The following is a 16,538-nucleotide window of genomic DNA, read 5'->3' as shown; positions in this document are numbered from 1 at the left end:
GGTCCCACGCGCCGTCCGGCCGCATGACGGCGGCCCGCCCGCCGCCGCCGGGCACCCGCCCGCCGAGCAGCGCGCGGCATAGCAATCCTGGTATGCCACCTCACGAGAAGTTCATTTGTTCGACATAGCCGCACCTCTCAGAGTGGGGGCATGACGGCAGACAATGGGCGGTGGATCCGCAATTTCGTCGACGGAAAGTTCGTCGAGCCCGACGAGCACCGCGGCTTCGGCAAGGTGGACCCGGCCACCGGGGCGGTTCACGCTCGCGTCCACGAGGCCGACAGGCCCCTCGTGGACCGCGCCGTGGCGGCGGCCCGGCGGGCTCTGGACGACGGCTGGGCGAGTACGGCGGTACGCGAGAGGGCCGCACTGCTGCGCCGCGCCGCGGACCGTATCGAGGAACGTTTCGAGGAGTTCGTCGCCGCGGAGATCGCCGACACCGGAAAGCCGGTCACGCAGGCGCGGGAACTCGATGTGGCACGGGCCGTCTCCAACTTCCGCACCTTCGCGGACGTGGTCGCCGCCGCGGGGCAGGAGTCGTTCCTCACCGACCTCGCGGGCGGCAGGCAGGCCCTCAACTACGCGGTCCGCAAGCCGCTCGGCGTCGTCGCGGTCATCGTGCCGTGGAATCTGCCGCTCCTCCTGCTGACCTGGAAGATCGCACCCGCCCTCGCCTGCGGCAACGCCGTGGTCGTGAAGCCCAGCGAGGAGACGCCCGGTACAGCCACCCTGCTGGCGGAGGTCCTCGCCGAAGTCGGCCTGCCGGCAGGCGTGTACAACGTCCTCCACGGATTCGGCGCCGACTCCGCCGGCGAGTACGTGACGTCCCACCCCGGGATCGACGGCGTGACCTTCACCGGATCCTCGGCGACCGGCTCGCACGTCATGAAGACGGTCGCGCCCCGGGTCCGCCCGGTGTCGTTCGAACTCGGCGGCAAGAACGCCGCCATCGTCTTCGACGACGTCGACATCGACGAGGCGCTGACCGGACTCACCAGGTCGGTGTTCTCCAACACCGGCCAGGTCTGCCTGTGCACCGAGCGGGTCTACGTGCAGCGGTCCGTGTTCGACGAGATCGCGGGCGGACTCGTGGAGCGGGCCCGGGGCCTGCGGCTGGGGCGTCCGCTGGACGAGGCGACCACCACGGGTCCGCTGATATCCCAGACCCACCGGGACAAGGTCCTCCGCTACTTCGAACTGGCCGAACAGGCCGGCGCCGAGGTGCTCACCGGCGGCGGGGTCCCCCGGCTGGGCGAGGACCTGGACGGCGGTTCGTGGATCGAACCGACGCTGTGGACCGGGCTGACCAACGCCGACCGGGTCGTACGCGAGGAGATCTTCGGGCCGGTGGCCGCGCTCGTCCCCTTCGACACCGAGGCCGAGGCGATCGCCCTGGCCAACGACACCGACTACGGCCTCGCGGCGTCGGTGTGGACCAACGACCTGCGCCGCGGTCACCGTGTGGCGCAGTCGATGGACGTGGGCATGGCCTGGGTCAACACCTGGTTCCTGCGCGACCTCCGCTCGCCCTTCGGCGGCGCCGGGCTCTCCGGTATCGGGCGCGAGGGCGGCGAATCCTCCCTGCACTTCTACACCGAGCCGACGAATGTGTGCGTACAGCTGTGACTCCACTCCCGGACACCGACGAGAACACCGACACCGACGAGAACACCGGCACCGACGAGAACACCGGCCCCGACGGGCGGATCGACGCCGCCGCCGCACTGCTCACCGCCGCGGCGGCGACCCGCACCCCGTGCGCACCGGTCCGGCGGTACCTGGGCGAGGGGGACATCGACGCCGCCTACGAGGTCCAGCGCCGCGTCGCCGCTGCCAGGGCCGCGTCCGGAGCCCGCCGGGTGGGCGCCAAGATCGGGCTCACCGCCCCCGTCGTGCAGCAGCAGTTCGCAGTGTTCCAGCCGGACTTCGGCGTGCTCTTCGACGACATGATGTACGCCCACGGCGAGCCGCTGCCGCTCGGCCGGTTCATCCAGCCCCGGGCGGAGGGCGAGATCGCCTTCGTGCTCGGCCGCGACCTCGACCGGCCGGGCGCCGGTGTCGCGGACGTCCTGCGGGCCACCGAGTTCGTGCTCCCCGCCGTCGAGATCGTCGACTCGCGGATCACGGACTGGGACCTGGCCATCACCGACACCGTCGCGGACAACGCCTCCAGCGGCGCGGTCGTCCTCGGGACCACCCCGCACACGCTCGACGCCCGGGACCTCTCCCGGGTCGGTATGACACTCCACCGGGACGGCGAGCCGGTCTCCTTCGGCGCGGGCCACGCCTGCCTCGGTTCGCCGGTCGTCGCCGTGGCCTGGCTGGCGCGCGAGATGGTCCGGCGCGAACAGCCGCTGCGGGCCGGTGACGTCGTGATGTCCGGTGCGCTCGGGCCGATGGTCCCGGTCGGCGGACCTGGGCGGTTCCGGCTGGAGCTGGACGGGCTCGGCGAGGTCGACGCAGTCATCGAGGAGGGAACCAAGTGAGCACACCGGCCACGGACGCGGTTCCGGTCGCCGTCATCGGGTCCGGCAACATCGGGACCGACCTCATGATCAAGGTCATGCGGCTGTCGAAGACGCTCCGCATGGGCGCCATGGTGGGCATCGACCCGGCCTCCGACGGGCTCGCCCGTGCCGGGCGGCTGGGGGTGGCCACCACCCACCAGGGCGTCGAGGGTCTCGTCGGGATGCCCGGGTTCGCGGACATCAAGGTGATCTTCGACGCCACCTCCGCCAAGGCGCACGGGCGCAACGCGGAGATCGCCCGTCAGCACGGGAAGCTGATGGTCGACCTGACGCCGGCGGCCCTCGGTCCGTTCGTGGTGCCGTCGGTCAATCTGGACGACCACCTGGACGCGCCGGACGTCAACATGGTGACCTGCGGAGGCCAGGCGACCATCCCCGTCGTCGCCGCGGTCTCCCGGATCGCCCCGGTCGCGTACGGCGAGATCGTCGCGTCCATCTCCTCCAGGTCGGCCGGGCCGGGGACCCGGGCCAACATCGACGAGTTCACCGAGACGACCGGCGAGGCCATCCGCGTCGTCGGCGGCGCCTCGGTGGGCAAGGCGATCATCGTGCTCAACCCGGCCGAACCGCCCATCGTCATGCGCGACACCGTGTACTGCCTCGTCGAGGGGGCGGTGGACGCCGGTACGCGGGAACGGATCGTCGCCTCCGTACGGCAGATGGCCGAAACCGTCCAGGAGTACGTGCCGGGCTACCGGCTCAAGCAGGACGTGCAGTTCGACGCGGTCGAGGACGCCGTGGTCCCGGCTCTCGGCCGGCGGGTCACCGGGGTCAGGGTCTCGGTGTTCCTGGAGGTGCTGGGCGCGGGCCACTACCTGCCCGACTACGCCGGGAACCTCGACATCATGACCTCCGCCGCGGTCCGGACCGCCGAGAAGATCACCGCACTCCGAGGACGGGTGGACGCATGAAGCTGTACGTACAGGACGTGACCCTGCGGGACGGCATGCACGCCATGGGGCACATGTACACCGTCGGCCAGGTGCGTGACATCGTCTCCGCTCTGGACAGGGCGGGCGTCGCGGCCATCGAGGTCGCGCACGGCGACGGTCTCGGCGGGTCGAGTGCCAACTACGGCTTCGGCGCCCACTCCGACGAGGAGTGGATCGAGGCCGCCGCCGACGTGGTCGAGCACGCGAAGCTGACGACGCTGCTGCTGCCCGGCATCGGCACCGTCGAGCACCTGCGACGGGCGTACGACCTGGGCGTGCGCAGCGTCCGGGTCGCCACCCACTGCACCGAGGCGGACGTCGGCGCCCAGCACATCGGCTGGGCCCGTGAGCACGGCATGGACGTGTCGGGCTTCCTGATGATGAGCCACCTCAACTCCCCCGAGGGCCTGGCCCGGCAGGCGGCCCTCATGGAGTCCTACGGCGCCCACTGCGTGTACGTGACCGACTCCGGCGGACGCCTGACCATGCGGGACGTCGCAGAACGGATCGACGCCTACCGCCGGGTGCTGGACGAGGGCACCGAGATCGGCATCCACGCCCACGAGAACCTCTCGCTGTCGGTGGCCAACAGCGTGACGGCCGTCGAGCACGGCGCGTACCGCGTCGACGTGGCTCTGGCGGGTCAGGGCGCCGGGGCGGGCAACTGCCCGGCCGAACCGTTCGTCGCCGTCGCGGACCTGATGGGCTGGGAGCACGGCTGCGACCTGTTCGCGCTCCAGGACGCCGCCGACGACATCGTCCGGCCGATGCGTCAGCGACCGGTACAGGTGGACCGCGAGACGCTGACCCTCGGGTACGCCGGTGTCTACTCCAGCTTCCTGCTGCACGCCGAACGGGCCTCGCTGCGCTACGGGGTCGACACCAGGGACATTCTGCTGGAGGCCGGACGACGTCAGATGGTCGGCGGTCAGGAGGACATGATCGTGGACATCGCACTGGACCTGGCCGCGCGGCGCGGGGCCCTCACCGACGGAGGCGCCGCATGATTCCGGCACGCACCATCGACACCCTGGCCGAGCGCCTCGACACCGCGCAGACGTCCCGGACCGAGACCCCGAGCCTCGCCGACACCCACGCGTTCGGCATCGACGACGCGTACGCGATCCAGGCCGCGCTGCTGGCCCGGCGCGCGGCACGCGGCGAGCGGCTGACCGGCGTCAAGCTGGGCTTCACCAGCAAGGCGAAGATGGCGCAGATGGGGGTCTCCGACGTGATCGTCGGACGGCTCACCGACGCCATGCGGGTCCCGGACGGCGGTGACCTGGACCTGTCCCGTTTCATCCACCCGAAGGTGGAGCCCGAGGTCGCCTACCGGCTCTGCCGCGACGTGGACCTGGACGACCCGGCGACGGACATCGAGTCCTGTGTCGACGCGGTCGCCCCGGCCCTGGAGATCATCGACTCGCGGTACGAGGACTTCCGCTTCACCTACGGCGACGTCGTCGCCGACAACACGTCGGCCGCCGCCTACGTGATCGGTCCCTGGCGCCCGGTCGAGAGCGTGTCCAACCGGGCGGTGCGGCTGCTCGTCGGCACGACGGTGGTGACCGGTTCGACCGCCGCCGTCCTCGGCGACCCGGTGCGCGCGCTGCACGCCCTGCTGGACATGTGCCGGCGCCGGAGCATCCCGTTGCGGGCCGGACAGGCGGTGCTCGCCGGTGCGGCGACCGCGGCCGTGCCGCTGACGACGGGCGTCACCAGCTGCGACGTCGCGGGCATCGGCGCCGTTTCGGTGCGGGGGGTCCGATGAGCGGGGCACGCGTCATGGAGGGGCGGGCCACCCCGCGCGGGCGCTTCCCGCACGTGAAGGTCGTCGGCGACCTGGTCTTCGTCTCTGGGACCAGTTCGCGCCGGCCCGACAACACCTTCGTGGGTGTCGAGGTCGACGCGATGGGCACGACGGACCTGGACATCCGGGCGCAGACGCGGGCGGTGATCGAGAACATCCGCGGCATGCTCGCCGAGCTGGGCGCGGACCTCTCCGACATCGCCCAGGTCACCGCGTACCTCGTGTCCATGAACGACTTCGGCGGATACAACGAGGTCTACGGCGAGTTCTTCGACGAGCGGGGCCCCACGCGGACGACCGTGGCGGTCCACCAACTGCCGCACCCCCACCTGCTGATCGAGATCCAGGCCATCGCCCATCTGCCGCGGAACAGGCGCGGCGACCAGTCCCACACATCGCACAGCACGGAGGTGGTCTCATGACCGACATCCCGCAGGTCATCGATTTCCAGGGGTGGATCACCGAGCACGAGCACCTGCTCAAGCCGCCGGTGAACAACCGGACCATGTCCCTGGGCAAGGACTTCATCGTCCAGATCGTCGGCGGCCCGAACCAGCGGACGGACTACCACCTCGACCCGTACGAGGAGTGGTTCTACCAGGTCAGGGGCGACATGCACGTCAACGTCATGACCGAGGACGGGCCGCGGACCGTGCACATCAAGGAGGGGCAGGCGTGGTTGCTCCCCGGCAACCTCCCGCACTCCCCGCAGCGGCCCGACCCCGAGTCGATCGGGCTGGTCATCGAGCGGGTCCGTGAGGAGGGCACCCTGGAGCGGTTCCAGTGGTACTGCCTCGACTGCTCGCGGCTGATCCACGAGACGGAGCTCCAGGTGCGGGACATCGTCGAGGATCTGCCGCCGGTCTTCAGCGAGTTCTACGCGGACGAGAAGGCCCGGGTCTGCCCCAGGTGCGGTGCGCTGCACCCCGGGAAGGGCTGACCGTGGACGGAATGATCGACATCCACACCCATTACGTCCCCCGGGGCTGGCCGGACCTGACATCCGAGATCGGGCCGGAGGCGCCGTGGCTGCGGATCGAGTCCGAGGCCGACGCGATGATCATGATGGGTACGAAGGAGTTCCGCCGGATCCGGGCGGACTGCTGGGACGCGGAGACCCGCCTGCGCGACATGGACGCGGACGGCGTCCGCACCCAGGTGGTCTCCCCGACACCGGCCTTCTTCAGCTACGGGACCGGGGGGCGGGAGGCGGCGAAGGTCGCCCGCGTCTTCAACGACCTGGCTCTCGAGATCGTCGCCCCGGCACCGGACCGGCTCATCCCGTTCTGCCAGGTGCCGCTGCAGGATCCGGATGCCGCCTGCCGCGAGCTGGAACGCAGCGTCGCCAACGGTCACCGGGGGGTCGAGATAGGCAACCACGTGGGTGACCTCGACCTCGACAGCGAGGGCGTCGTCACCTTCCTCCAGCACTGCGCGTCTCTGGACGTACCGGTGTTCGTGCACCCGTGGGACATGGCCAGCTCCCCACGGCTCGACCGGTGGATGGCCCAGTGGCTGACCGCGATGCCCGCGGAGACACATCTGTCGATCCTCGCCCTGATCCTGGGAGGGGTGTTCGACCGTGTCGACGACAGCCTGAAGATCTGCTTCGCCCACGGCGGCGGCTCGTTCGCGTTCTGGCTCGGCCGGATGGAGAACGCGTGGCACGGACGCAACGACGTCATCGGCACGTCGGAGTTCCCCCCTTCGCACTACCTCGGCCGCTTCCACGTCGACTCGGTCGTCTTCGACGACCGCGCGCTGCGACTGCTGGTCGACACGCTCGGCGCGGACCGGGTGATGGTGGGCAGCGACTACCCGTACCCGCTGGGAGAGCGCCCGGTCGGTGAGGTCGTCCGCAGGAGCGGTTTCCTCGACGACGCGAGCCGACGGCTGATCACCCGGGGCAACGCCGAACGCTTCCTCGGCCTCCGGGGCCAGGCCGTCGGCTACTGATCCGCGCGGTACCCGGGGGTGTGTCCGGGGACGTCTTCCGACGTCTCCCCGGGCGCACCCCCGTCGTGCTCTCCGCGGGCGCCCCGGGGCGCCATGTCCCCGGCGATGTCCTCCAGGCTCTTGATCAGAGCCTGGGCGGAAGGGCTCAGCGTACGGGCGGCCGACATCGTCAGTCCGACGCTGTGCCCGATCGGGTCCAGCGGTACGCGCAGCCCCACGAGCCGGGTGTCGTCCCGGATGATCAGGCTGGGCAGCACGGCGACGACGTCCGTCTCCAGCAGAAGCTGTCGGACCGTCAGGAACGAGGTGGTCTCGACCCGGTTCGGCGGCAGGGCGAGGCCGTGGCGGCTGAAGAACTCCTCGATCTCCCGGCGCAGCACGGTCGCCGCGCCCGGCAGGATCCACGGCAGGTCCACCAGCTCCGCCAGCTCGACGTGCTGCTGCCCGACGAGGGGGTGCCCGGCCCGGACGACCAGTTCGACCGACTCGTCGTAGAGCTTGCGGCGCACCATCCGCTCGTCGGACGGAGCGGTCAGCCGGCCCACGACGAAATCGACGCGCCCTGCCTCCAGCTCCAGCAGCAGCGCCTCCGGCGACGCCTCCCGCACGACCACCGTCAGATACGGGCGCTTCCTCTTGATCCCCGCGATGGCCCGTGGCAGGAGCACGTTCGATCCGGCCAGGTGTGTGCCGACGACCACTGTCCCCCGGTCGGCGTCGGCGAGCTCCGTCACATGGCGACCGGCCTGTGTCAGTTGGGCGAGCACGGCCCGCGCGTGCTGGGTGAACGCCTCGCCGAAGATCGTGGCGGTGACGCCCCGGGGCCTGCGCTCGAACAGCGGAACCCCGAGGATGTCCTCCAGCTCGTGCAGGCTCCGGGTGGCCGCGGGCTGTGTCACGTGCAGCTCCGCCGCGGCGCCGACCACGGTCCCCTGGCGCGAGAGGGCGTCGACGAGGATCAGGTGCCGGAACTTCAGCCGACCGTCGAGCAGGCGGGGGATCTCCACCCCATGACTCTATCCGGGGCGGGCAAAGGCCCGAAGCGTGCGGTGGCCACCCGAAGTGGGCCTCCCTGTCGGTGCGGCTCTCGTCGGCGCGGGTCTCCCTGTCGCCGTGGGTCCCTCTGTCGGCGCGGGTCGAGCCGGGGCGCGTCCGGGCTCGTACTCCGGCCGGACGGTGGACAGCCGCACGCCCGTCCGGCCTTCACGCGTGCAACCGCACCGGTCACCACCGACCGGTGGGAGCTTACAAAGATCCACTTCGGCCGCGGGCGCGGCGGGACATCACCGCGCGCAGCACCCGCTGCCCCTCGGTCGACACGTCGAGCGCCCGGCGCAGGCCCGCTCCGCCGCCGGCCGTGCCCGTGGTCTCCGCGAGAAGCTCCAGGATCGCCGTCTGGCGCAGGAGTTCGCCCAGGAGGAGCGGGCCCGCGCCCGCCGTCTCCCCCGAGCGGCAGCGGGCGGGCAGTTCGCCCGCGTCCGGCGTCGGCGGGTCGAACGCGCGGTGGACCTCCAGCGCGAGCAGCGAGCAGGCGTCGGCCCAGGCGCGCAGGGGACCTTCGGTGAACTCCCGGGGCGCCGTCCCGATCAGCGCCCGGACCCGCTCCGCTCCCGGGACAGCGCTTCCCAGGGCCTCTTCCGCCGCCTTGAGCCGGGTGCCCCAGTCGTGTCCGGTTCCGCAGCTCGCCCAGAGCGGGCGCAGCGGCTCCGGGGCGGTTCCGTCGCCGGACGGTGGCAGGCACCGTTCAAGGCAGGCGAGCCCGCTCGCCGCCAGGCTCCGCTCGTCGGCGCGGGTGATCAGCTCCAGCAGGCTCATCGACGTCTCCCCCTCGGTCCTCGGGTGGCTCGATCCACTTACCGCGTACTGCGCCGAATGGCTCAAAAGCGTCACTGTGCCGAGAAGAACGCGCTTACCGGCCCCGGTCATCGGCCTGTCGGCACGGCGAACGCCCCCGCACCCACGGAGGGCACGGGGGCGTCACGGCCGAAAACCGCCGGTGCGGGGTGGCCGGTCAGGCCGGTACGGTCCCGGGCTCCGGGCGCGGGTCCACGTAGAGGCACGCGCGCTCCCGCTGCATCGCGGTCAGCCTCCGCACGAAGAGCAGGGCGAGGACCGCCGCCAGGACGTCGAGCGCGTCCGAGACGATCAGGAGCCTGAGCCCGTCCATGACGTCGTCGAACACCACCGCCTTGTCGTAGCGGCGCTCGGCGTAACGGGCGAAGAGCAGCGTGCAGATCCAGGCGCCCCACCAGAGGTTCAGGAGCGCCTGCGAGCCCGAGCGGCCGCCCTGCCCGGTACCCGGCACGGCGCTGGCCGACCAGATCCCGCCGGCGATCCGGCGCGGCAGCCAGAGGTTGCCGACCGGCACGAACCAGGCGCCGATCGCCCAGCCGCGCCGCATGGGCTGCGTGCCCGCGTCGAACACCTCGGCATTGCCCCGCACCCGTCGGAACCAGAGCAGGAAGAGCACCGCCGTGGCCAGATACGCGAGGAACTGGAGGCCCACGGCGAGCGCGGACAGGCTCTCGGCCCGCCTCAGCCGTTCCAGAGCGACGAAGGTGAAACCGTCGGCACCGGCGTACGTACGCCAGAGATGCACCTCGGCGGCCATGGCGAGGGCGTCGGTCGCGATGACCGCGCCGAACAGGGCGACCACGGCCTTCGACAGCCCCTCGGGCGAGCGCAGCAGGCGCGGCCCCTCCGCCGCCGGGGCCGGGCCGCCCGGCATCAGCCCGTGCGGCGGAGGGGGGTACAGCGCCGTGCAGCGGACGCACCGGCCCGTCGCGGATGCCGCCGGTCTCTGACGGCAGGTCGTGCACAGCATGGAAGGCCCCCCGGGGATCGTTCGTCGCACGCAGGAGCCGCGCGCCCCTCCCCGGGACGCGCGGCAAGCGGAACCTAGCCTGCGGTGGCGGCGGTGTCCATGGAGTTGTGGCCGGACGGGATCAGCTCTTCCCGGCGACCTCGTCGGCGAGCTTCTGGAACTGCGCCCAGCTCAGCGACGGTTTGCGCGGGTCCCACAGCTTCTGGGAAAGGGCGTTGAGCGGCATCCGGATGCCCTCGGCCACCTGCGCCTGGGTCTGCGCGTCGGGGAAGTCGCCCCATACCGCGAACCGGCCGCCCAGGATCTGCTTCGAGTAGCGCTCGGGCACCGGCTCGGTGCCGCGCAGCACCAGCGGGGTCCACTGCTCGTAGATCCGCTTGCCCGTCGGGTAGACGAAGTCGTTGGGCTCGCCGAGCACGTAGTAGAGGAACTCGTCGTTGAGGTTGACCACCTTGCGGCCCTCGGCGAGGTAGTCCTGGGGCGGCCGTGCGCCGATCTCCTTGCCGGTCCAGTACTCGACCTCGACGCCCTTCTCCGCGGTGACCGTGCCGCCGCTGAAGAAGCCGTCGTTCCACGCCTTGGGGATCTTCTCCGCCTTCCGCACGACGGCCGCCCGGTCGTTCAGCCAGCCCTCGGTCAGGTCCTGGACGGTGGCGCCGTCGCCGTACTTCTCGCGGGCGGCCGTGGCGAGCTGCGGGTAGGAGGACGCCGGGTCGCTGACGGTGAGCGCCTGGTACTCGTCGGCGCCGACGTGGAACCACTGGCCGGGGAACAGCTCGGCGTACTCACGCAGCAGGTCGTCGACGATCTCGGCCGCCTCGGGCTTGGAGATGTCGATGGCTCCCTGGCGGGCCGTGCCCTGGGTGTTGCGCAGTTGCAGGTCGGGGTGGGCCTTGAGGACCGCTCCCAGGTGTCCGGGTGAATCGATCTCGGCGACGACGGTGATGTGGAGGCTCTGGGCGAGCTTCAGTATCCGGCGGACCTCGGCCTTGGTCAGGTGCTCCTCGGAGACCACCTCCGGGTGCGACTCGGACTCGATGCGGAAGGCCTGGTCGTCGGAGAAGTGCAGGCCGAGCTGGTTGAGCTTGAGGTCGGCCATCTCGCGGAGCCGGTCCTCGATCCAGTCGGCGCTGTAGTGCTTGCGCGCGATGTCGAGGTTGAGTCCGCGCTGCGGCCGGTCGGGGGTGTCGCGGACCACGCCCTCGGGGACGGAGCTGTCGGCGGCGAGCGACTGCAGGAGCGTGCGGGTGCCGTAGAAGACGCCGGCCTCGCCGGGCCCGCTGATGGTGACCCGGTCGTCGGCCGTCTTCAGCGTGTACGACTCCGCGTCGCCCTTGCCGGCGGTGCCGAGCGCCAGCTCCACGTCACCGGCCCGGGCCGCGGTCTCCCCGCGGTAGCGGATCTTCAGCTCCTTGGCGAGCAGCTGCGCCTCGTCGGCCAGCTCGTGGTCGGCGGCGACGACCGTGCTGTTCTTCCCGGGTTTCCAGCCGGGCCCGCGGGCGGGGGTGTGCGCGCGGACCGCGGGTACGGTCCGCGGCGTCTCGGAGAGCGGGTAGCTGCGCGTGGGGGACGGCGAGGGCGTGGTGGGCGAGGAGGCGGCGCCGTTCTGCGGTCCGGAGCCGGAGCTGTCGGGCCAGAGGACGACGGTGAGGGTGACGGCGGCTGCTGCCGTGACGGCCGCGCCGGCCACCAGGGCTCCGCGCGAGCGTGGCGTGGCTCGGTGCGAGGGCGACATCGGTCAGATTCCTCCGGATCGTGGGGGAAGTCGAGAGGGAAGCGCGGGGACCGTCCCCGGGGGGACGAACCATGGCAGGAAGATCGTGGGGGACGGACCCGGGAAAAGGTGAATCCTGGGGCGGAGCGCGGAACCAGGACGGTGACCGGCCGGAACCTAGAAGGGCGGAAAGCGGTCTTTCTCCCCGAAAGCGCGTCCATCAGGCGTTCCGAAACTCTCCCGTCCGGGTGAATTTCGTGCAGGCTTCGGGTGCTCGTTGCCCGGCCTCGCTACCGTTGCGACACATTCATCTCAGCCTTCACTCTCTCCCCCCGCGCAACCTCGTCGTTCTCCGGCCCCTCTCCAGGGTCACAGATGTCTTTCGTCCGAGGAGTTTTGCTGTCCAGGTCCAGCGAGTCCCCCGCAGGCCTGCCGGAGCGAGGGCGCCGGGCGGGGCGGACCGCCGTCCCGCTGCAGAGTCAGGGCCCCCTCCCGGGCCATGACACTCTCCGGAGCCACGACTCCGTCCAGAGCCACGGCCCCGCCCAGGCCCCGCAGGGGGCCGGGCCGCCGGTGCGGGCCCCCGCCCGCCTGCCGGTTCCTCCCCCAGTCTCGGTGAGCACCCGCACGGGTGCCCACTCGAACGGACTCGCCCGCTTCAACGACTGGCCACGCGAGCTCGCCGAAGCGGCCCTGCTGGAGTGCTGCGGCAGCCGCCGCTGGGCCCATCGGATGGCCGCCCACCGCCCCTATCCGGACCTCGCCTCGCTGCTGGCGGCCTCCGACGAGGCGGGGTACGACCTGACCCCCACCGACCTCGCCGAGGCGCTCGCCGCCGAGTCCGCTCCCTGCCTGCACCACGCGGCGCCCCGTGCGGCCCACCTGGCACTCCGGGCGGCGCACGCCGCCTACGAGCACAGTTTCGGACACGTGTTCGTCATCTGCATGGACGGCGTACCGCCCTCCCAGCACGTGGACCAGGTGCTCGCCGCCATCCGCGCCCGGCTGGCGAACGACTCCGACGAGGAGCGTTCACTCACCGCCGAGGAGATGCGGCGACTCGCCCGAGGACGCATCGTCGAGCTCGTCACGGAGGCGGGGCGACCGGACCCCCTGCCGTGACCTGCGGGGACGCGGTATCCGGTAGTCCGTCCGTGGCTGTTTGATTGCCACTTTGATCACACCAGAGGCCCCGCCGCCATGGAACCGACAAACCGTCGCTACGATGGCCGGGGCCGGTGGACCGTACCCGGCCGGGTCAGACCGACAGTCAAGCCGGCCGACCCCAATCCCCGCTCCCGGAGGGTTCTTCCGTGCCGGCTGGAACGCTGTACCGCGGCCGGGAAGGCATGTGGTCCTGGGTGGCTCATCGAGTCACCGGTGTCCTCATTTTCTTCTTCCTGTTCGTACACGTCCTGGACACCGCTCTCGTGCGTGTCTCCCCCGAGGCGTACGACGAGGTCGTGGCCACCTACAAGACCCCGCTCGTAGCCCTGCTCGAGTACGGCCTGGTGGCCGCCATCCTCTTCCACGCGCTGAACGGTCTGCGGATCGTCGCCGTGGACTTCTGGGCCAAGGGCCCGCGCCACCAGAAGACGATGCTCTGGACCGTCCTGGGCATCTGGATCGTGCTGATGGTCGGGGCCCTGTACCCCGTCCTCGGACACGCCGTACGCGAAGTCTTCGGGAGCTGAGGCCCATGTCCGCCGAGACCTCTTCCTCGTCCGCCATCGGGGACGTCGAGGGCGTGAGCCTCTTCGACGTCGACCACCCGGCGCCGGTGATCGAGCCCCCGCGCAAGCGCACGGACAAGACCCCCAAGGGTTCCCGTACCAACTTCGAGATGTACGCCTGGCTCTTCATGCGCCTGTCGGGCATCGTGCTGGTCGTCCTCGTCATCGGGCACCTGCTGATCCAGCTGGTGCTGGACGGCGGCGTCTCCAAGATCGGCTTCGCCTTCGTGGCCGGCCGCTGGGCCTCGCCGTTCTGGCAGGTCTGGGACCTGGCGATGTTGTGGCTCGCCATGCTGCACGGCGCCAACGGCCTCCGTACGGTCATCAACGACTACGCAGAACGGGACAACACCCGCTTCTGGCTGAAGATGCTCCTGTACACCGCCACGGTGTTCACCGTCCTGCTGGGCACGCTGGTGATCTTCACCTTCGACCCGAACATCCGCTAGGCGCCGGGACAGAGGGACCAGAGGAAACCATGCAGATCCACAAGTACGACACCGTCATCGTCGGCGCCGGCGGCGCCGGTATGCGCGCGGCCATCGAGTCGACCAAGCGCAGCCGCACCGCCGTGCTGACGAAGCTCTACCCCACCCGCTCCCACACGGGCGCCGCGCAGGGCGGCATGGCCGCCGCGCTGGCCAACGTGGAGGAGGACAACTGGGAGTGGCACACCTTCGACACGATCAAGGGCGGCGACTACCTGGTCGACCAGGACGCCGCCGAGATCCTCGCGAAGGAGGCCATCGACGCCGTCCTCGACCTGGAGAAGATGGGCCTGCCGTTCGGCCGTACGCCCGAGGGCAAGATCGACCAGCGCCGCTTCGGCGGCCACTCCCGCAACCACGGTGAGGCCCCGGTCCGTCGCGCCTGCTACTCGGGCGACCGCACCGGCCACATGATCCTCCAGACGCTGTACCAGAACTGCGTCAAGGAGGGCGTGGAGTTCTTCAACGAGTTCTACGTCCTGGACCAGCTGGTCGTCGAGGTGGACGGCGTCAAGAAGTCCGCCGGCGTCGTCGCCTACGAGCTGGCCACCGGCGAGATCCACGTCTTCCAGGCGAAGTCGGTCATCTACGCCTCGGGCGGCACCGGCAAGTTCTTCAAGGTGACGTCGAACGCGCACACCCTGACCGGTGACGGCCAGGCCGCCTGCTACCGCCGGGGCCTGCCGCTGGAGGACATGGAGTTCTTCCAGTTCCACCCGACGGGCATCTGGCGCATGGGCATCCTGCTGACGGAGGGCGCCCGTGGTGAGGGCGGCATCCTCCGCAACAAGGACGGCGAGCGCTTCATGGAGAAGTACGCGCCGGTCATGAAGGACCTCGCCTCCCGTGACGTCGTGTCCCGCTCCATCTACACGGAGATCCGTGAGGGCCGCGGCTGCGGTCCCGAGGGCGACCACGTCTACCTCGACCTCACGCACCTCCCGCCGGAGCAGCTGGACGCGAAGCTCCCGGACATCACCGAGTTCGCGCGCACCTACCTCGGCATCGAGCCCTACACGGACCCGATCCCGATCCAGCCGACCGCGCACTACGCCATGGGCGGCATCCCGACCAACGTCGAGGGCGAGGTGCTGGCCGACAACACCACCGTCGTCCCGGGCCTGTACGCCGCCGGCGAGGTCGCCTGTGTCTCCGTGCACGGCGCCAACCGCCTCGGCACCAACTCGCTGCTCGACATCAACGTCTTCGGACGCCGTTCGGGCATCGCCGCCGCCGAGTACTCCGCGAAGAACGACTTCGTCGAGCTTCCCGAGAACCCGGCGCAGCTGGTGCAGGACCAGGTCGAGCGGCTGCGCAACTCCACGGGCACCGAGCGGGTCCACACGCTCCGCACGGAGCTGCAGGAGTGCATGGACGCCAACGTGATGGTGTTCCGCACCGAGCAGACCATCAAGACGGCGGTCGACAAGATCGCCGAGCTGCGCAGGCGCTACCTCGACGTGTCCATCCAGGACAAGGGCAAGCGGTTCAACACCGACCTGCTGGAGGCCATCGAGCTGGGCAACCTGCTCGACCTGGCCGAGGTCATGGCGACCTCCGCGCTGGCCCGCAAGGAGTCCCGCGGCGGTCACTACCGCGAGGACTACCCCAACCGCGACGACGTCAATTTCATGCGCCACACCATGGCGTACCGCGAGGTCGCGGACGACGGCACCGAGTCGATCCGGCTCGACTACAAGCCGGTCGTCACGACCCGCTACCAGCCGATGGAGCGTAAGTACTGATGGCTACCCCGACCCTGGAGAAGACCGGCAACGCCGAGGCCGGCTTCGCCGACACCCCGTACATCACGGCCACGTTCCGGATCCGCCGCTTCAACCCGGAGGTCTCGGACGAGGCCCAGTGGCAGGACTTCCAGATCTCGATCGACCCGAAGGAGCGTGTCCTCGACGCCCTTCACAAGATCAAGTGGGAGCTGGACGGCACCCTGACCTTCCGCCGCTCCTGCGCCCACGGGATCTGCGGCTCCGACGCGATGCGGATCAACGGCAAGAACAGGCTCGCCTGCAAGACGCTGATCAAGGACATCAACCCGGAGAAGCCGATCCTGGTCGAGGCCATCAAGGGCCTCACGGTCCTGAAGGACCTCGTGGTCGACATGGACCCGTTCTTCCAGGCCTACCGCGACGTCATGCCCTTCCTCGTCACCAAGGGCAACGAGCCGACCCGGGAGCGTCTGCAGTCCCCCGAGGACCGCGAGCGCTTCGACGACACCACCAAGTGCATCCTGTGCGCCGCGTGCACGTCCTCGTGCCCGGTGTTCTGGAACGACGGGCAGTACTTCGGCCCGGCGGCCATCGTCAACGCGCACCGGTTCATCTTCGACTCGCGTGACGAGGGCGGCGAGCAGCGCCTGGAGATCCTCAACGACCGTGACGGTGTGTGGCGTTGCCGCACGACGTTCAACTGCACGGACGCCTGCCCCCGTGGCATCGAGGTCACCAAGGCGATCCAGGAGGTCAAGCGCGCGCTGATCACGCGTCGCTTCTGACCCACCGGCCCGTCAGGGCCCGCCTGTTGCACCGAAGAGGC

The 16,538-nt window shown here is 70.6% G+C and carries 17 protein-coding genes; 13 read left to right on the top strand and 4 right to left on the bottom strand.

Going from position 1 to position 16,538, the window contains the following annotated elements:
- Positions 1 to 150: 150 nt before the first annotated feature.
- From SACTE_RS20480 to SACTE_RS20445, 8 genes are read left to right on the top strand one after another with little or no spacing between them, the layout of a single operon-like run.
- A complete protein-coding gene (locus SACTE_RS20480) occupies positions 151 to 1,626 on the top strand; it encodes a 2-hydroxymuconic semialdehyde dehydrogenase (protein WP_014047916.1) in 1,476 nt (491 codons plus the stop codon).
- Positions 1,623 to 2,486 carry a fumarylacetoacetate hydrolase family protein gene (locus SACTE_RS20475; protein ID WP_014047915.1) on the top strand — a complete coding sequence of 288 codons (864 nt, stop codon included), beginning with the start codon at positions 1,623 to 1,625 and terminating at the stop codon, positions 2,484 to 2,486. The genes SACTE_RS20480 and SACTE_RS20475 overlap by 4 nt, the downstream gene beginning before the upstream one ends.
- Complete coding sequence (locus SACTE_RS20470) at positions 2,483 to 3,439, top strand: acetaldehyde dehydrogenase (acetylating) (RefSeq protein ID WP_014047914.1); 957 nt, start codon at positions 2,483 to 2,485, stop codon at positions 3,437 to 3,439. The genes SACTE_RS20475 and SACTE_RS20470 overlap by 4 nt, the downstream gene beginning before the upstream one ends.
- Complete coding sequence (gene dmpG, locus SACTE_RS20465; protein WP_014047913.1) at positions 3,436 to 4,467, top strand: 4-hydroxy-2-oxovalerate aldolase; 1,032 nt, start codon at positions 3,436 to 3,438, stop codon at positions 4,465 to 4,467. The genes SACTE_RS20470 and dmpG overlap by 4 nt, the downstream gene beginning before the upstream one ends.
- Positions 4,464 to 5,231: a 4-oxalocrotonate decarboxylase gene (locus SACTE_RS20460; RefSeq protein ID WP_014047912.1), complete on the top strand. Its 768-nt coding sequence runs from the start codon at positions 4,464 to 4,466 to the stop codon at positions 5,229 to 5,231. Before dmpG ends, SACTE_RS20460 begins: the two co-directional genes overlap by 4 nt.
- Positions 5,228 to 5,692 carry a RidA family protein gene (locus SACTE_RS20455; RefSeq protein WP_014047911.1) on the top strand — a complete coding sequence of 155 codons (465 nt, stop codon included), beginning with the start codon at positions 5,228 to 5,230 and terminating at the stop codon, positions 5,690 to 5,692. The genes SACTE_RS20460 and SACTE_RS20455 overlap by 4 nt, the downstream gene beginning before the upstream one ends.
- A complete protein-coding gene (locus SACTE_RS20450; protein ID WP_014047910.1) occupies positions 5,689 to 6,210 on the top strand; it encodes a 3-hydroxyanthranilate 3,4-dioxygenase in 522 nt (173 codons plus the stop codon). The genes SACTE_RS20455 and SACTE_RS20450 overlap by 4 nt, the downstream gene beginning before the upstream one ends.
- A 2-nt stretch (positions 6,211 to 6,212) precedes the next feature.
- The gene (locus SACTE_RS20445; protein WP_026359189.1) at positions 6,213 to 7,226 is read left to right on the top strand and encodes an amidohydrolase family protein; all 1,014 of its coding nucleotides are present in this window, start codon (positions 6,213 to 6,215) and stop codon (positions 7,224 to 7,226) included.
- Here the strand turns inward: SACTE_RS20445 and SACTE_RS20440 are convergent.
- From SACTE_RS20440 to SACTE_RS20425, 4 genes are all read right to left on the bottom strand, one after another.
- Entirely contained in the window at positions 7,220 to 8,233 is a 1,014-nt protein-coding gene (locus SACTE_RS20440) for a LysR substrate-binding domain-containing protein (RefSeq protein WP_014047908.1), read from the bottom strand. The genes SACTE_RS20445 and SACTE_RS20440 overlap by 7 nt on opposite strands.
- A gap of 238 nt (positions 8,234 to 8,471) precedes the next feature.
- Positions 8,472 to 9,041: a hypothetical protein gene (locus tag SACTE_RS20435; RefSeq protein WP_014047907.1), complete on the bottom strand. Its 570-nt coding sequence runs from the start codon at positions 9,039 to 9,041 to the stop codon at positions 8,472 to 8,474.
- A gap of 196 nt (positions 9,042 to 9,237) precedes the next feature.
- A complete protein-coding gene (locus SACTE_RS20430) occupies positions 9,238 to 9,954 on the bottom strand; it encodes a DUF4328 domain-containing protein (protein WP_019993564.1) in 717 nt (238 codons plus the stop codon).
- 217 nt (positions 9,955 to 10,171) lie between these two features.
- A complete protein-coding gene (locus SACTE_RS20425) occupies positions 10,172 to 11,785 on the bottom strand; it encodes a family 20 glycosylhydrolase (protein ID WP_014047905.1) in 1,614 nt (537 codons plus the stop codon).
- A gap of 594 nt (positions 11,786 to 12,379) precedes the next feature.
- Between SACTE_RS20425 and SACTE_RS20420 the strand changes: the two genes are divergently transcribed.
- The 5 genes from SACTE_RS20420 to SACTE_RS20400 all read left to right on the top strand — a co-directional run bounded on the left by SACTE_RS20420 (position 12,380) and on the right by SACTE_RS20400 (position 16,497).
- Positions 12,380 to 12,886 (top strand): 2-oxo-4-hydroxy-4-carboxy-5-ureidoimidazoline decarboxylase, encoded by a 507-nt coding sequence (locus tag SACTE_RS20420; RefSeq protein ID WP_019993562.1) that lies wholly within the window; start codon positions 12,380 to 12,382, stop codon positions 12,884 to 12,886.
- Between the two features lie 191 nt (positions 12,887 to 13,077).
- The gene (sdhC, locus tag SACTE_RS20415) at positions 13,078 to 13,458 is read left to right on the top strand and encodes a succinate dehydrogenase, cytochrome b556 subunit (RefSeq protein ID WP_014047903.1); all 381 of its coding nucleotides are present in this window, start codon (positions 13,078 to 13,080) and stop codon (positions 13,456 to 13,458) included.
- Between the two features lie 5 nt (positions 13,459 to 13,463).
- Positions 13,464 to 13,946: a succinate dehydrogenase hydrophobic membrane anchor subunit gene (locus tag SACTE_RS20410; protein ID WP_014047902.1), complete on the top strand. Its 483-nt coding sequence runs from the start codon at positions 13,464 to 13,466 to the stop codon at positions 13,944 to 13,946.
- Positions 13,947 to 13,975: 29 nt separating this feature from the next.
- Positions 13,976 to 15,730, top strand: a complete 1,755-nt coding sequence (sdhA, locus tag SACTE_RS20405) for a succinate dehydrogenase flavoprotein subunit (RefSeq protein WP_014047901.1) — start codon at positions 13,976 to 13,978, stop codon at positions 15,728 to 15,730.
- Complete coding sequence (locus SACTE_RS20400; RefSeq protein WP_014047900.1) at positions 15,730 to 16,497, top strand: succinate dehydrogenase iron-sulfur subunit; 768 nt, start codon at positions 15,730 to 15,732, stop codon at positions 16,495 to 16,497. Before sdhA ends, SACTE_RS20400 begins: the two co-directional genes overlap by 1 nt.
- Positions 16,498 to 16,538: the final 41 nt, after the last annotated feature.

The sequence above is a fragment of the Streptomyces sp. SirexAA-E genome (genome assembly GCF_000177195.2).
GTDB lineage: Bacteria > Actinomycetota > Actinomycetes > Streptomycetales > Streptomycetaceae > Streptomyces > Streptomyces flavovirens.
This window is presented reverse-complemented; position numbering and strand designations above follow the sequence as displayed.

Coding starts and splice junctions, on each gene's coding strand:
- SACTE_RS20480 (WP_014047916.1), top strand. CDS start 151: ATGACGGCAGACAATGGGCGGTGGATCCGCAATTTCGTCGACGGAAAG.
- dmpG (WP_014047913.1), top strand. CDS start 3,436: ATGAAGCTGTACGTACAGGACGTGACCCTGCGGGACGGCATGCACGCC.
- SACTE_RS20460 (WP_014047912.1), top strand. CDS start 4,464: ATGATTCCGGCACGCACCATCGACACCCTGGCCGAGCGCCTCGACACC.
- SACTE_RS20455 (WP_014047911.1), top strand. CDS start 5,228: ATGAGCGGGGCACGCGTCATGGAGGGGCGGGCCACCCCGCGCGGGCGC.
- SACTE_RS20450 (WP_014047910.1), top strand. CDS start 5,689: ATGACCGACATCCCGCAGGTCATCGATTTCCAGGGGTGGATCACCGAG.
- SACTE_RS20435 (WP_014047907.1), bottom strand. CDS start 9,041: ATGAGCCTGCTGGAGCTGATCACCCGCGCCGACGAGCGGAGCCTGGCG.
- SACTE_RS20430 (WP_019993564.1), bottom strand. CDS start 9,954: ATGCCGGGCGGCCCGGCCCCGGCGGCGGAGGGGCCGCGCCTGCTGCGC.
- SACTE_RS20425 (WP_014047905.1), bottom strand. CDS start 11,785: ATGTCGCCCTCGCACCGAGCCACGCCACGCTCGCGCGGAGCCCTGGTG.
- SACTE_RS20410 (WP_014047902.1), top strand. CDS start 13,464: ATGTCCGCCGAGACCTCTTCCTCGTCCGCCATCGGGGACGTCGAGGGC.
- sdhA (WP_014047901.1), top strand. CDS start 13,976: ATGCAGATCCACAAGTACGACACCGTCATCGTCGGCGCCGGCGGCGCC.
- SACTE_RS20400 (WP_014047900.1), top strand. CDS start 15,730: ATGGCTACCCCGACCCTGGAGAAGACCGGCAACGCCGAGGCCGGCTTC.